The organism is Sporosarcina sp. SG10008 (genome assembly GCF_044569405.1).
Lineage (GTDB): Bacteria > Bacillota > Bacilli > Bacillales_A > Planococcaceae > Sporosarcina > Sporosarcina psychrophila.
Map to the genome: position 1 here is coordinate 1,233,748 of NZ_CP172607.1, position 13,528 is coordinate 1,247,275.

The 13,528-nt window shown below is 42.2% G+C and carries 19 protein-coding genes; 18 read left to right on the forward strand and 1 reads right to left on the reverse strand.

Translation table 11 applies throughout. From position 1 onward, the window contains the following. Positions 1-20 precede the first annotated feature (20 nt). The 9 genes from ACGLYD_RS05970 to mtnN all read left to right on the forward strand — a co-directional run bounded on the left by ACGLYD_RS05970 (position 21) and on the right by mtnN (position 6,197). Positions 21-293: an IreB family regulatory phosphoprotein gene (locus ACGLYD_RS05970; RefSeq protein ID WP_067208264.1), complete on the forward strand. Its 273-nt coding sequence runs from the start codon at positions 21-23 to the stop codon at positions 291-293. Beyond that, positions 290-709, forward strand: coding sequence for a Holliday junction resolvase RuvX (ruvX, locus tag ACGLYD_RS05975; RefSeq protein ID WP_067208266.1), 420 nt, complete (start codon positions 290-292; stop codon positions 707-709). Before ACGLYD_RS05970 ends, ruvX begins: the two co-directional genes overlap by 4 nt. A gap of 10 nt (positions 710-719) precedes the next feature. Then, positions 720-1,019, forward strand: a complete 300-nt coding sequence (locus ACGLYD_RS05980; protein ID WP_067208268.1) for a DUF1292 domain-containing protein — start codon at positions 720-722, stop codon at positions 1,017-1,019. 433 nt (positions 1,020-1,452) lie between these two features. Further along, the gene (mltG, locus tag ACGLYD_RS05985) at positions 1,453-2,577 is read left to right on the forward strand and encodes an endolytic transglycosylase MltG (RefSeq protein WP_340741937.1); all 1,125 of its coding nucleotides are present in this window, start codon (positions 1,453-1,455) and stop codon (positions 2,575-2,577) included. Positions 2,578-2,602: 25 nt separating this feature from the next. Then, positions 2,603-3,238 carry an O-methyltransferase gene (locus ACGLYD_RS05990; RefSeq protein WP_082786540.1) on the forward strand — a complete coding sequence of 212 codons (636 nt, stop codon included), beginning with the start codon at positions 2,603-2,605 and terminating at the stop codon, positions 3,236-3,238. Between the two features lie 62 nt (positions 3,239-3,300). Continuing rightward, the gene (udk, locus tag ACGLYD_RS05995; RefSeq protein WP_067208274.1) at positions 3,301-3,939 is read left to right on the forward strand and encodes a uridine kinase; all 639 of its coding nucleotides are present in this window, start codon (positions 3,301-3,303) and stop codon (positions 3,937-3,939) included. A 106-nt stretch (positions 3,940-4,045) separates the two neighbouring features. Then, complete coding sequence (greA, locus tag ACGLYD_RS06000) at positions 4,046-4,522, forward strand: transcription elongation factor GreA (protein WP_067208276.1); 477 nt, start codon at positions 4,046-4,048, stop codon at positions 4,520-4,522. A gap of 262 nt (positions 4,523-4,784) precedes the next feature. After that, on the forward strand, positions 4,785-5,480 hold the full coding sequence (locus ACGLYD_RS06005) for a YrrS family protein (protein ID WP_399631894.1): 696 nt from the start codon (positions 4,785-4,787) through the stop codon (positions 5,478-5,480). Between the two features lie 24 nt (positions 5,481-5,504). Then, positions 5,505-6,197, forward strand: a complete 693-nt coding sequence (mtnN, locus tag ACGLYD_RS06010; protein ID WP_187047490.1) for a 5'-methylthioadenosine/S-adenosylhomocysteine nucleosidase — start codon at positions 5,505-5,507, stop codon at positions 6,195-6,197. 316 nt (positions 6,198-6,513) lie between these two features. Here mtnN and sigK read toward each other — a convergent pair whose 3' ends face one another. Next, a complete protein-coding gene (gene sigK, locus ACGLYD_RS06015; protein ID WP_067208284.1) occupies positions 6,514-7,221 on the reverse strand; it encodes an RNA polymerase sporulation sigma factor SigK in 708 nt (235 codons plus the stop codon). A 358-nt stretch (positions 7,222-7,579) separates the two neighbouring features. Between sigK and ACGLYD_RS06020 the strand changes: the two genes are divergently transcribed. The 9 genes from ACGLYD_RS06020 (at position 7,580) to ACGLYD_RS06060 (ending at position 13,479) form a co-directional block, all read left to right on the forward strand. After that, the gene (locus tag ACGLYD_RS06020) at positions 7,580-8,098 is read left to right on the forward strand and encodes a YqeG family HAD IIIA-type phosphatase (RefSeq protein ID WP_067213911.1); all 519 of its coding nucleotides are present in this window, start codon (positions 7,580-7,582) and stop codon (positions 8,096-8,098) included. 2 nt (positions 8,099-8,100) lie between these two features. Further along, positions 8,101-9,201: a ribosome biogenesis GTPase YqeH gene (gene yqeH / locus ACGLYD_RS06025; RefSeq protein WP_187047491.1), complete on the forward strand. Its 1,101-nt coding sequence runs from the start codon at positions 8,101-8,103 to the stop codon at positions 9,199-9,201. Between the two features lie 13 nt (positions 9,202-9,214). Then, entirely contained in the window at positions 9,215-10,042 is an 828-nt protein-coding gene (gene aroE / locus ACGLYD_RS06030; RefSeq protein ID WP_399631899.1) for a shikimate dehydrogenase, read from the forward strand. A gap of 6 nt (positions 10,043-10,048) precedes the next feature. Next, on the forward strand, positions 10,049-10,339 hold the full coding sequence (gene yhbY / locus ACGLYD_RS06035; RefSeq protein ID WP_067208293.1) for a ribosome assembly RNA-binding protein YhbY: 291 nt from the start codon (positions 10,049-10,051) through the stop codon (positions 10,337-10,339). A gap of 15 nt (positions 10,340-10,354) precedes the next feature. After that, positions 10,355-10,948 carry a nicotinate-nucleotide adenylyltransferase gene (locus ACGLYD_RS06040; protein ID WP_067208296.1) on the forward strand — a complete coding sequence of 198 codons (594 nt, stop codon included), beginning with the start codon at positions 10,355-10,357 and terminating at the stop codon, positions 10,946-10,948. Further along, a complete protein-coding gene (gene yqeK, locus ACGLYD_RS06045) occupies positions 10,914-11,477 on the forward strand; it encodes a bis(5'-nucleosyl)-tetraphosphatase (symmetrical) YqeK (protein WP_399631904.1) in 564 nt (187 codons plus the stop codon). Before ACGLYD_RS06040 ends, yqeK begins: the two co-directional genes overlap by 35 nt. Before the next feature lie 4 nt (positions 11,478-11,481). Next, positions 11,482-11,829 (forward strand): ribosome silencing factor, encoded by a 348-nt coding sequence (gene rsfS, locus ACGLYD_RS06050; protein WP_067208302.1) that lies wholly within the window; start codon positions 11,482-11,484, stop codon positions 11,827-11,829. Continuing rightward, positions 11,826-12,566 (forward strand): class I SAM-dependent methyltransferase, encoded by a 741-nt coding sequence (locus tag ACGLYD_RS06055; protein WP_067208305.1) that lies wholly within the window; start codon positions 11,826-11,828, stop codon positions 12,564-12,566. The genes rsfS and ACGLYD_RS06055 overlap by 4 nt, the downstream gene beginning before the upstream one ends. Before the next feature lie 241 nt (positions 12,567-12,807). Then, complete coding sequence (locus ACGLYD_RS06060; protein ID WP_255428639.1) at positions 12,808-13,479, forward strand: helix-hairpin-helix domain-containing protein; 672 nt, start codon at positions 12,808-12,810, stop codon at positions 13,477-13,479. The last annotated feature ends 49 nt before the right edge of the window (positions 13,480-13,528 follow it).

Below are 13,528 nucleotides of genomic sequence, written 5' to 3' on the forward strand. Positions count from 1 at the left end.
CTGAAAGCGGGGTGTCGATTATGGAGTCATACGATAAGACGATGAAATTTAACTTTCCTGAAGAGTCAATGGAGCAAGAAGTGAAGCAGGTTATGCTTCATGTGCACAAGGCACTTGACGAAAAGGGCTACAGTCCAATTAATCAGATTGTAGGTTATCTTCTTTCGGGCGATCCAGCTTATATACCACGTCATGACGATGCACGTAACTTAATCCGAAAGTTGGAACGGGATGAGATCCTAGAAGAACTTGTGAAGTTTTACGTTCGTGAAAACGGAGGGAAAACAGAGTGAGGACAATGGGGTTGGATGTTGGATCCAAAACGGTTGGCATCGCGATCAGTGATGCGCTTGGGTGGACTGCCCAAGGCATTGAAACAGTAAAGGTCGATGAAGGTGCTGGCCAGTTTGGCATGGAAAGAATCCAGGAACTCGTGAAAGAATACGAAGTGAGCGGATTTGTGGTAGGATTCCCTAAGAACATGAATAATACAGTCGGACCAAGAGCAGTAGCATCTCAAGATTATGCTGAGCTTTTGAAACAAACATTCGGCTTTCCTGTTGCATTATGGGACGAGCGATTGACGACGATGGCAGCGGAACGCGTGCTAATCGATGCAGATGTTAGTCGTAAGAAAAGAAAGACTGTTATCGATAAGATGGCAGCAATCATGATACTCCAAGGGTATCTTGATTCAAAAAATAGATGAGGTGATCGTAATGGAACACGGACAAGAAACAATGACGATTGTAGATGAAAACGGCGAGGAACACGTATGTGAAGTAATCTTTACATTTGATTCAGAGGAATTCGGTAAATCATACGTTCTTTATCATGTACTTGGTGAAGAAGATACGGATGACGACGAAGAAGTCGAAATCCATGCATCTGCATTTGTACCTTCTGAAGACAATGAAGATGGCGAATTGATGCCTATCGAAGACGACGCAGAGTGGGAAATGATTGAAGAAATGTTGAACACGTTCCTTGCAGAAGAGGACGAAGAAGACGAAGAGTAAACTATATGTGCACGGACGGGACGGTGCGGTACAGGCCGTTCCGTTTTTTCATTGAGAGATGAGAAAGAGTAGGTCAGAACCTTGAGCAATGTCTTGACTCGAGCGCCTAGCCCCTCGAGTCGCTTCAGTCCTTAAGGCCCTCCGACATACAGGACGTACTAGTGTCGACGTTGCCACAGAACATCGCGAATTTAGTCGGTCTGCGCTTTTTCTTAGTGTCTAGGCTTCAGGCGCCAGCCGCTCGGGTCATAAGCAATCCAGTTATGTGGCAAAGAGCGCCACGTCGCTGGATCGACTTATGCCCGTCGCGGGCCTACAGGATGTAGGTCATGCAGCTGTTGCCATAGGAAGTGGCGCATTTAAGCTGCGTTCCCTATAGGTAGGCGCCTTGCGCTTTTCTTATTATGCTTCGAACGAAAGAGGTGGATTACGCATGGATGATGGTTCGAAAAAAGATATCATGTTCGAGCGGATGCGTGAAAAGAAGAAAGAAGTGAAAATCGTTAGAAGGATTGTGCTAGTAATCGTACTTGTTCTAGTGCTTATTGGCTTAATTGGTGGCCGTTACGTCTATAAATACATAACAGGGGCCCTTCAACCCATGGACCCAGATTCCGAAAAAGTCATTGAAGTAGAAATTCCTATCGGGTCTGGTGTAGACACTATTGCAGCGAAACTTGAAGAAAATGGGATTGTTAAAGATGCTCGTCTGTTCAAATATTACGTGAAGTTCAATAACAATTCTCAGTTTCAAGCAGGGACGTATGGCTTAACGAAATCGATGACGCTTGACGAAATCATCGAAAGTTTAAAAACAGGAAAAGTTTATAGAGAACCAGTCTTTACAATGACTGTTCCAGAAGGACTGACATTGAAACAAATTGCTAAAATTGTCGAAAAAAGTACAGGGATTTCAGAGAAAGAATTCCTTGCTTATGTAAATGACGAAGCAACCGTCAATATGTTGATGGGGAAATATTCGAAAATCTTGACAGAAGATATTAAAGCAGAAAACGTTAAATATCCGTTGGAAGGTTATTTATTCCCAGCAACTTATCCGTTTTTTGAAGAAAAACCATCTCTTGAAACAATAGTCAATTCGATGATTCAGGGGACTGCGCTAAATGTAACGCCTTATCTCGATTATCTGCAAAGCAATGATAAATCAGTTCATTGGTTGTTGACATTCGCATCGCTGCTTGAAGAAGAGGCGACGGCGCAATCAGATAGAGAAACGATTGCCAGTGTATTTTACAATCGCTTGGAGATAGATATGCCGCTTCAAACGGATCCAACAGTCCTTTACGCACTAGGTGAGCACAAAGATAGAGTACTTTATTCAGATCTTGAAATAGAAGATCCCTATAATACGTATGTCGTCAAAGGATTGCCGCCTGGACCGATTGCGGGAGCAGGAAGGTCTTCAATCGAAGCAGTTATAGACCCTTCTAAAACGAACTATCTATTTTTCTTAGCCGATAAGAAAGGTGTCAATCATTTTACGGATTCTTATGATCAGCATTTGAAAAACCGGACACTTTATTTATCAGGGGATTGACGGTCTTGAACTGGAGATGAACGCAATGGATAACTATAAGACATATCTTGCAAGTTTTGTGAAAGAAAGAGATACACTCATTGTTGAGATAGAACAATATGCGAAAGAACATCATGTTCCAATCATGGATAATGAGGGCATCGACTTATTTATTAGCCTATTAAGAATTCAAAATCCGGAACGTATCCTTGAAATTGGTAGTGCAATCGGCTATTCGGCGATACGGATTGCTGGGGCACTACCTAAGGCTTCTATTGTGACTATTGAAAGAGATACTGATCGGTATTTGAAAGCGGTTGACTACATCACGCGGAGTGGTTTTGAACAAAGGATTGCTATTATTGAAGCGGACGCGCTGTTAACTGACAGTGCTGAGATTTTCGATAAGACTTACGATGCGCTTTTCATTGATGCTGCTAAAGGGCAATATAAACGATTCTTTGAAAAATATGCGTCTAGCCTCAAAGCCGGGGGCGTTATTTATTGCGATAATATGTTCATGCATGGTATAGTGCTGCTCGAAGATAAGGATATCCCGAGGCGAAATCGCACAATGATACGCAACTTGAAAGAGTTCACTGAATGGGTTATGAATAATCCTGAGTACGAAACGTCTTTGCTTCCGGTTGGAGACGGGCTTTTAATTGCGGTAAAAAAATAAAAAGACATTAATGTGGATATCCTAGAATAACGGGATATTCTGATGCGTAAAGGGAGTTTGAAATGAAATCTAGAAAACCTCTCGTCATCGGTATTGCAGGTGGCTCAGGATCGGGTAAAACAAGTGTTACCAATTCAATCTACGATGTGTTTAAAGAGCATTCTGTGGTTGTTATCGAACAGGATTATTATTATAAAGACCAGTCTCACTTGGAATTTGAGGAACGGTTGAAAACGAATTATGACCATCCGCTGGCGTTCGATACAGATCTACTAATTCATCATGTTGAAACCCTTATTGACCGAAAGCTCGTAGAAAAACCCGTGTATAATTATACATTACACACGCGGTCTGAAGAGACGATTATTATCGAACCGAAAGATGTCATTATCCTGGAAGGGATTTTGGTTCTTGAGGACGCGAGGTTACGTGATCTAATGGATATCAAATTATTTGTCGATACAGACGGGGATTTGCGTATCATTCGTCGTATTATGCGTGACATTAATGAGCGGGGTAGAACAATTGATTCGGTCATCGAGCAATATTTGTCTGTTGTACGCCCAATGCACAATCAATTCATCGAACCAACGAAAAGGTATGCCGATATTATTATTCCAGAAGGCGGTCATAATGAAGTCGCAATCGACCTAATGGTTACGAAAATAAAAACAATTCTTGAATCTGGAACAGAATTGTAATATGATAATGACAGAATTCTATACAGATTTAGCACTATGTCGCATACCTGTCGTAGGAGCGGCATAGTATTTTTATGAACAGGAATATTAGGGAGTGGTGTGTGTAATGATTACAGAAAAGAAATTTCCAATGACTGCATCAGGTAAACAAAAGCTTGAAGAAGAGCTAGACTTTCTAAAATCAGTTAAACGAAAAGAAGTTGTCGAGCGCATAAAAATCGCGCGTAGTCACGGGGATCTTTCGGAAAACTCGGAATACGATTCCGCGAAAGAAGATCAAGGTTTCCTTGAAGGTAAAATTGCTTCTATTGAGTCGATGATCCGCAATGCGGTAATCATCACAGCAGACGAACTAAATACTGACGAAGTACGCCTTGGGAAAACCGTCACATTTAAAGAACTGCCAGACGGAGATGAAGAGACGTATACGATTGTTGGTTCTGCAGAGGCGAATCCAATCGAAGGTCTTATTTCAAATGATTCACCGATTGCAAAAGGACTTATCGGTCGTTCTAAAGGTGATCAAGTGAAAATTATTACACCGGGTGGAGAAATGTCAGTTACAATTCTTGATATAAAATGATTTACTGATAGCCGCCCTCTATTGTGAGGGCGGTTTTCGTACTTTATGATTTACAATAAAAGTTGAATAAATGAATGCCTATAAATAAACTGAGAGAATGCACCTTAACAGGAGTAACCGAGGCCCTTAGGCTGATGCCATCCCCGAGCAGTGCAGCGAATTCAATGAAATACCTTTTTAGAACTTTATGAAACAAATTACGTTGCTACTCGTCTATTACATACTGGCAATCGTCAAAATCTTAACAGGAGTTGATATGTGAATGACAGAACGAGAACCTGATCTTTCGAGAGTTGAACGAAAAAAAGGTCGTAACCGAAATAAAATTTTGAACAGTATGATTGCAGTTGTTATAGTTCTTATTGTTATCGCTACAGTGGCCATTTTCTCTGGCAACAAGAGTGATAATGAACCGAACGATATTGAAGAAACTGCAAATGATACCACTGTCAATGATGATAAGGCAAAAGACGTTGAAGATGACGATAAGGATAATGCGACAGAAGATAGTAATCCAACAAAGGACGAAGAGAGATCTGCACCAGAAAACACTACAGAAACCGAACAAGTCGAAGAAACAACTAATGAAGACGGTAGTGAGGAATCTGGCTCGGTTACATCCGTTCCTTCAGACGACGCAATCATTGCCGAGACGATTGTCAATAATGCATGGAAGCCTGTAGGTACGACACAAACAGGCGAGCACGTATCCCAGTATGATGGCACTTCAGTGGATTGGAATGAGAAAAAGCAAGCACTTGCCTATGCAACTGGTCTACCACAAGATTCAATGATCTTTTTGAAGATTAAAAACGGCGGTGGACCACAGAAGTCTATTGGAATCGTTTCGTCAAGAGATAGTACACAGAAATACCGTGTCTATCTCGAATGGGTGGATGGCGAAGGCTGGAAACCTGTAAAAATGGATAAATTAACAACATTGGACTTTGATTATTAAATGCAGTTTAGTGGAGGGAATACTATGAAGATAGCAGTAATTGGCGCAATGGAAGAAGAAGTAATACTCTTACGTGAACAAATAGATTCAGGTCTTGCGACAACAATTGCAGGGTGTGAATTCATCGAAGGGAAAATCGGTGAGCATGATGTTGTACTTGTAAAAAGTGGGATTGGTAAAGTAAACGCCGCGATTGCAACGACGTTATTACTAAGCAATTATAAGCCGGATGTTGTTCTTAATACAGGTTCAGCAGGGGGATTCCATGATTCACTTGAAGTCGGCACGGTCGTTATTTCCAATGAAGTGCGTCATCATGATGTCGATGTAACTGCTTTTGGCTACGAGCATGGTCAAGTTCCAGGACAACCAGCAGCGTATCCAGCAGATTTAGGGCTTGTGGATGCAGCTCGTGCTGCTGTCGATGAAGTAGGAGCACATGCACATGCTACAGGACTTATCGCTTCGGGTGACACGTTTATGAGCAATACTGAACATGTTAAAAAAGTGAAAGAGACATTCCCTCTGATGATCGCTGCGGATATGGAAGCATCGGCCGTCGCTCAAGTATGCCATCAGTTTGGTACGCCGTTTGTTGTCATTCGGGCATTATCAGATATTGCAGGAAAAGAGTCACCAATTAGTTTTGATGAGTTCCTTCCGGTTGCGGCACGTCATTCCACAGATATTGTTTTAAAAGTCATCTCGAAACTTTAAGCATTTCATGGTAAGATAGGTATATGAATAGATCTTGCAGATATTCTTTTTCGAGGAGGGATTTAACTATGTTATTTTTAATGGCAGGCGTGTTTATCGCAACAACAATTATTGCAGTTGTCATCTCCCGTGAGGTTAGCGCGGACTGAGCTGTAAAAGAAGAGGCGTTTCCTATGCTGGGATCACTCCCGCGTGGAAACGCCTTTTCTTTATTACTTATGGAATTATAAAATCTTGCACTGTGGATAACCTACAAATGAAGGTAATTCACGTCAAGACTCTAGTGCCACTGAACAGGTGCTTGCGCTTTTGGTCCTTAATTTGAATCATTGTATTCATGTTTGAATAGCTGGTACAGTTTAACGATTGCGCGTTTTTCGATACGAGAGACATAGCTTCTCGAAATGTCGAGCTGCTCGGCAATTTCTTTTTGCGTCATAGGCAGGTCATCTAACAGACCATATCGTCTTTGAATGATTTCAAGTTCCCGGCCGTCAAGTTTTCCAAGATGTCTGTACAGCCTTTCTTTTCTTTCTTTTTGTTCGACTGCATCGACCGGCGATTCATCATCTGTTTGAAGCAAATCAGCAATTTGCAAGGATTGGCCATCTTTATCCATACCGATCGGATCAAAGAGGGAGACGTCTTTTTGTACCTTTTTCTGTGTTCGTAAATACATGAGTATTTCATTTTCAATACAGCGGGCGGCGTATGTGGCCAGTTTCGTTTTGCGATCCGGAGTGAAACTGTTTACCGCCTTCATGAGTCCAATTGTTCCAATTGAGATATAATCATCAAGTAGTTCGTGTTTTGGGTGGAATTTTTTTACGATGTGGGCGACGAGCCGCATATTACGTTCAATCAATTCATCTCGAGCATCTTCGTCGCCTTCTGCAAGACGTTGCAGGCAAGCTGCTTCTTCCTCTTTGGATAGAGGGCGCTGGAAAGCCTGCCCTCTAATATAGCCAATCACTGCAGGAATTTCGAGCCATAGCTGGACAATCGCCATGACAAACCCGCTCATCGGGCCACCTCCTGTGTCGTTGTATGACAGCATATGCGGTCGGCTCTTGCCGTATCACCGTTTTTTTAGTCGGACAGGCGATAAAGGATGTCCTAATTTAAGCCAGCTTGATGTGAGATGAACGTAACTTGCGTTTCTCTAATCGAGTCGGCGCCTTGCGCTTTTCTTAGTGTCTAGACTCCGGGCGCCAGCCCCTCGAGTCGCTTCGGTCTTGCCGAAAAGGCAAAGAGCACCTTTATCGTTAAGCTTTTCAGCGCTTTTCGGGGCTAAACGGCGCCTTGCGCTTTTCTTATCAATGCGTGTAAGTTGCATTGTTATGTTATAATCGTTTCAGATTAAGTACTATATCGGAGTGGATATCGTGTATAAGTATTTTTTACCAGATGAGTATGTAAAAGACATTTTTCATATTCAACCTGAATTATTAAAAGATAAAGGAATCAAAGGGGTAATCACGGACCTGGACAATACGCTTGTCGCGTGGGACAGGCCGGATGCAACACCTGAAATCATCGAATGGATAACATCAATGCAAGATGCGGGCATACAGGTTACCATTGTTTCAAATAACAATGAAATGCGTGTTAAAGCCTTTTGCGAACCTCTTGGCATTCCATTCATAAATGATGCACGTAAGCCAATGCGGAAATCATTCCAAAAGGCACTCATTTCTATGAACGTCAAAAAAGAGGAAGTCGTCGTCATCGGTGACCAGTTGCTAACCGATATACTCGGCGGTAACAGAAAAGGGCTACATACGATACTCGTAGTGCCTGTCGCGACGTCAGACGCCGCTATTACGAAGTTCAACAGGAAGATTGAAAGAAGGATCATGGCGGGATTGAAACGCCGTGGCTTGATTAAGTGGGAGGAATAAGCTTGGAAGAAATTAAATGTATCGGTTGTGGAATAACAATCCAGACTGAAGACCCGAAATTGGAAGGCTATACGCCACCAGCTTCTTTAGAAAAAGAAGACGTTATTTGCAAGCGTTGTTTCCGACTGCGCAATTATAATGAATTACAACCCGTATCATTATCGGGCGATGATTTCCTCGCTATTTTAAATGGTATTGGTCAAAAAGACGGTTTGGTCGTTAAAATCGTCGATATTTTCGACTTCAATGGTAGCTGGATAAACGGTCTGCACCGCTTTGTTGGCAATAAAGATATTTTATTAATCGGTAATAAGGCAGATATTTTACCGAAATCAATTAACCCGAACCGTCTTATCAACTGGATGAAAGCTGAAGCGGCTAAACTTGGCTTAAAACCTGTTGATGTTTTACTTGTTTCTGCTCATAAAGGCAAAGGAATGGAAGAAGCACTCACAGCGATTGATAAACATCGCCGTGGGAAAGACGTCTATGTAGTCGGCTGCACGAACGTCGGGAAATCAACGTTCATCAATCGCATCATTAAAGGGGCGACTGGTATTGGAGAAGTAATTACGACTTCTCATTTCCCAGGAACAACTTTAGATCTTGTTGAAATTCCATTTGAAGATGGCAAAGCAATTTATGATACACCTGGTATTATTAATCATCATCAGATTGCACATCATTTGGATGCAAATGATTTGAAGGCAATCACACCTAAAAAAGAATTGAAACCGTCAGTATTCCAGCTGAACGCTGAACAGACACTATATATCGCTGGTCTTGCACGTTTTGACTTTATTTCTGGTGACCGTTCGTCGTTTACAATTCATGTTTCGAATGAATTATCAATTCACCGGACAAAGCTTTCCAATGCGGATCATTTGTACAAAGAACACCTTGGTGGGATGCTAGCGCCGCCGTCTGGTGAATCACTTGAAACGTTACCACCATTTGTCCGTCATGAATTTTCGATTAAAAAAGCGAAAACAGACATTGTAATTTCAGGGCTAGGTTGGATCACGATTCAGCATCCTAATGTAGTAGTCGCAATTCATGCACCTCGTGGGGTAGACGTTGTACTACGCCCTTCATTAATCTAAGGAGGGACTCATTATGAAAAAGTGGTATGCGGTTATCGGAGATCCAATCAAACAGTCAATGTCTCCGAGCATGCACGAAGCTTGGTTTGATGAAGAAAGTATAGACGCAGCCTATATCCCAATACATGTAACTGAAGACAGACTCCGGGAAGCAGTAGAGGGCTTAAAGAACTTAGGCTGTTCAGGATTTAACGTCACTGTTCCGCATAAAAGTGCTATTATCCCGTTTCTTAATCAGTTGGATTCTTCCGCGCGACAAATGAACGCTGTAAATACTGTCCACGTACTCGAGGATGGCACACTTGTGGGCTACAATACGGACGGTAAGGGATTTGTCCAGTCTTTGGAAGAAGCCTGTGCTGATCAGTGTAAGGATAAAAAAGTTCTCGTTATCGGAGCAGGCGGTGCTGCTCGCGGTATCGCTTTTGCACTTCATTCCGCGGGATACGGCCCTATCTTTTTCACGAACCGTACTCTGGAAAAAGCCGTACAATTAGCAACTGAACTATCCGATTCGGCGGTTCTATCGGTAGCAGAGGCAGAATTATCTTTAACCGAATTTGGTTTAATCGTCCAGACGACATCCGTTGGCATGAACTTTTCACAACAAGGAATGCCTTTAAACCCGGAAAATATGTCTGAAGGAACTGTTGTTGCTGATATTATCTATAACCCACTTGAAACGGCATTCCTTGCAGAAGCCCGTAAAAGGGGAGCAAGCACAATGAATGGGGTCGGCATGTTCGTCCATCAAGGAGCGCTTGCGTTCGAGACATGGACAGAAGTCCGCCCTGAAACAGGATTTATGATTGACAAAATAACGACAACTCTTGGAGGATAAATAACTATGTTAACTAATAAACAAAAAAGCTTTCTTCGCGGCGAATCGAATCGTCTACAACCTCTTGTCCATATTGGTAAAAGTGGTTTAACAGAATCGGTCATCACGCAGATTGAAGAAGCGCTTGAAGCAAAAGAATTAATCAAAGTAACAATTCTACAAAACTGTGACCAAGATAAAAATGAAATTGCAGCGAAACTTGAAGAACAAGTAGGCATTGAAGTCGTTCAAGTTATCGGCAAGATCATTGTTTTATATAAAGAATCAGTTGAGAAAAAACGGATCGAACTTCCATAAGTGAGGTAAGCCCATATGAAAAAGATTGGCATTCTTGGCGGTACATTTAACCCGCCTCATATCGGTCATCTGATTGTTGCGAATGAAGTAAAGCAATCTCTCGGTCTTGATGAAGTTCGATTAATGCCGACGGCGGTTCCACCGCATAAAACTGCACCTGGTGATGCGACTGCTGAACAGCGTTTGCAGATGGTGGAACTTGCTGTGATGGCTATTGATGGCTTGACTGTGTCTGCTTTTGAAGTAGGACGTGGCGGTGTTTCTTATACGTTTGATACAATGAGACAATTGACACAAATTGAACCGGAGATTGAATTTTACTTTATAATCGGCGGTGATATGATTGATTTGTTGCCTAAATGGCACCGGATTGAAGAACTTGTCACGCTTGTCAATTTCGTAGGTGTTGGACGTCCAGGGACTAACGGAACAACGGATTATCCAATCATTATGGTGGATATCCCACAAATTGAGTTGTCTTCAACATTGATTCGACAACGCTTTTCTGAGAATGGTGCCGTCCAATTGCTTATCCCGCCTGCAGTGGAAGCTTTTATTCGCGAGGAGGGTTTGTATGGAAGTTGCACAGTTGAAAATAGAAATCGCTAAACGTATGCCGAAACAACGTTATGAACACGTTTTACGGGTAACGGAAACGGCAAAAAGATTAGCTGAGAAGTATCGACTTCCAGTGATTAAAGCTGAGCAAGCGGCGCTATTTCATGATATTGCAAAATTCATGGACAAGGCTGACCTGCATCATGTTTTAAACACAGCAAACGAAGATTCACGGCTCTTGTCATTTCATCATGAGTTGTGGCATGCTCCAGTTGGGGCGATTATCGCACGAGATGAATTTGGGATTAGTGACGCGGATATCCTAAACGCAATCCGCTATCATACAACCGGTCGGGTGACTATGTCCCCGCTCGAAAAGTTGATCTATGTTTCTGATATGATTGAACCTGGACGCAGCTTTCCAGGAGTGGATGAGTTAAGAGTAAAAGCTGAAGAAAACCTTGATACAGCAATGGAAGCTTGCATTTATCAGTCAGTGCAGTTTCTTGTGAATAAAAGAGTACCGGTTTTTCCGGACTCAATAGACTGTTACAATCAGTTAATAAGAAGGGAACAGTGAAATTATGACTACTACATTACTAGAAACAGCTTATAAAGCAATCGACGATAAAAAAGGCGAGGACATTGTTGTACTGAATATGGAAGGGGTATCACTTATCGCGGACCAATTTATTATCTGTCATGCAAATTCAGGACGCCAAGTCCAAGCAATTGCAAAAGAAGTAGCTGACAAAGCTTCTGAAGCTGGATTTATTACAAAAAGAATCGAAGGAATGGATATGGCAAGATGGGTACTCGTTGATTTAGGCGATGTTGTCGTTCACGTATTCCATAAAGATGAACGCGGTTACTACAACCTTGAAAAGCTTTGGGGAGACGCACCAATGTTGGACATGGCTGAAGAAAGATGAATCAGGCTTATTCCGAATTCGCTTCTGTCTACGATGAACTAATGACCGATATTCCCTATGACGCCTACATTGATATTATTGATGTAGCGGCAGGGGGGATTGATGGTAAACGTGTGCTAGATATCGGATGTGGAACAGGCCTTTTATCCATGAAACTTGCTAAGCAAGGAGCACAAGTGACTGGGATCGATCTTTCTGCCGACATGTTAGTGGTGGCAGAAGAGCGTGCACAGTCGCTTTCTTTGCCTGTGCAATTTATCGAACAACCTATGCAACAGCTAGAGGGGTTTGCGGACTATGATATCGCGGTTATCGCCATTGATTCGTTAAACTATTTATCGAATCGTGAAGATGTGCTATCGACATTTCGGCAAATCCATTCGGCCCTTGCGGTTGGTGGAAAATTGATCTTTGATGTCCATTCAACTTTTAAAACGGATGTCATCTTCATGGAAGGTCCTTTTACGTTTGATAATGGTCGAATAACATACATATGGATAACGGAAGAAGGCGAAGAACTTCACTCCGTTTATTCTGAACTGGCTTTTTTCGTTAAGAGCGAAAGTGGGTTGTATAGGCGTTTTGATGAGGTTCACACGCAACGAACGTTTCCAGTAAGTGACTATGCAGATATGCTTATGGACACAGGTTTTTCGATTGAACGGATTTTTGCAGATTGGGAAGATGAAGCGCCACACGAAGAAAGCGAACGAATATTTTTCCAAGTCAGAAAATAAACCTTTTCATTTTATTCGGTGAGGGGTTAGCCCTCACTGAATAAAATTAAGCCTCCGACGGATGTCACAGATTTTCAGATGAATTATCGAGCAAGGTCAGGCCTGCGTGATGCAGGTCAGTTAGCCATTGTCGCAAGGATGCGACGTTCTTTGGCTAACTTCTTTACTTGATCTGGACGCAAATACGCCAAGGCAGATTTGATTTTTGGTCGGCATTCATTTATAGTTGAATGTACTCCATATGGATGCCGCCGAAGAAAGGGTGACTGTACTGTTTCTTTCGTTTGTATCCGGTAAATGGCGTAAGATTATAACCCCAATTGCAGCAATCGCTGTCATATCCGCTTTTCTGTTCTTCCCCAAAGGACAGGCTGACGATAATACGTTTGTCATGAGCGAACAAAACCCATTCCCTGAATTGATTGAAGAAAAGATTGAAGAAGAAATTGTAAGTAGTATTCAAATTGCTCCAGCTCCCATCGTTGTCGATGTGAAAGGCGCTGTTAGGCACCCCAGTGTCTATTCGATGCAAGATGGAGACCGCCTGATAGATGCTATAAACGCAGCAGGCGGCTATTTACCAAACGCTGACTCTAGAATGTTGAACCATGCTATGAAACTGGCGGATGAATTCGTCGTCTATGTACCGATCATAGGAGAAGAAGTACTAGATATTTCTTTCACTCCATTAAGCGGTGCAAGTGCGCCCCAAGATGACGGAAAAGTCAATATTAATACCGCGGATGAAAAAGAATTGATGACGATCCCAGGTGTGGGACCCTCAAAAGCGGCAGCAATTGTTCAATACCGAACGGATCATGGCGATTTTAAATCACCGGAATCATTGATGGAAGTGTCTGGAATCGGTCAGAAAACATTTGAAAAACTAGAATCTCAGATTACTGTGAATTAAATGGAGTACATTCTATATTAATTGAACTATTGAATTTCATATAAGAGCT

Bases quoted from the DNA above. Each gene is read 5' to 3' on its own strand.
- ACGLYD_RS05970 (WP_067208264.1), top strand. From the start codon at position 21: ATGGAGTCATACGATAAGACGATGAAATTTAACTTTCCTGAAGAGTCA.
- ACGLYD_RS05980 (WP_067208268.1), top strand. From the start codon at position 720: ATGGAACACGGACAAGAAACAATGACGATTGTAGATGAAAACGGCGAG.
- mltG (WP_340741937.1), top strand. From the start codon at position 1,453: ATGGATGATGGTTCGAAAAAAGATATCATGTTCGAGCGGATGCGTGAA.
- ACGLYD_RS05990 (WP_082786540.1), top strand. From the start codon at position 2,603: ATGGATAACTATAAGACATATCTTGCAAGTTTTGTGAAAGAAAGAGAT.
- udk (WP_067208274.1), top strand. From the start codon at position 3,301: ATGAAATCTAGAAAACCTCTCGTCATCGGTATTGCAGGTGGCTCAGGA.
- greA (WP_067208276.1), top strand. From the start codon at position 4,046: ATGATTACAGAAAAGAAATTTCCAATGACTGCATCAGGTAAACAAAAG.
- ACGLYD_RS06005 (WP_399631894.1), top strand. From the start codon at position 4,785: ATGACAGAACGAGAACCTGATCTTTCGAGAGTTGAACGAAAAAAAGGT.
- mtnN (WP_187047490.1), top strand. From the start codon at position 5,505: ATGAAGATAGCAGTAATTGGCGCAATGGAAGAAGAAGTAATACTCTTA.
- sigK (WP_067208284.1), bottom strand. From the start codon at position 7,221: ATGAGCGGGTTTGTCATGGCGATTGTCCAGCTATGGCTCGAAATTCCT.
- aroE (WP_399631899.1), top strand. From the start codon at position 9,215: ATGAAAAAGTGGTATGCGGTTATCGGAGATCCAATCAAACAGTCAATG.
- yhbY (WP_067208293.1), top strand. From the start codon at position 10,049: ATGTTAACTAATAAACAAAAAAGCTTTCTTCGCGGCGAATCGAATCGT.
- ACGLYD_RS06040 (WP_067208296.1), top strand. From the start codon at position 10,355: ATGAAAAAGATTGGCATTCTTGGCGGTACATTTAACCCGCCTCATATC.
- yqeK (WP_399631904.1), top strand. From the start codon at position 10,914: ATGGAAGTTGCACAGTTGAAAATAGAAATCGCTAAACGTATGCCGAAA.
- rsfS (WP_067208302.1), top strand. From the start codon at position 11,482: ATGACTACTACATTACTAGAAACAGCTTATAAAGCAATCGACGATAAA.
- ACGLYD_RS06055 (WP_067208305.1), top strand. From the start codon at position 11,826: ATGAATCAGGCTTATTCCGAATTCGCTTCTGTCTACGATGAACTAATG.
- ACGLYD_RS06060 (WP_255428639.1), top strand. From the start codon at position 12,808: ATGGATGCCGCCGAAGAAAGGGTGACTGTACTGTTTCTTTCGTTTGTA.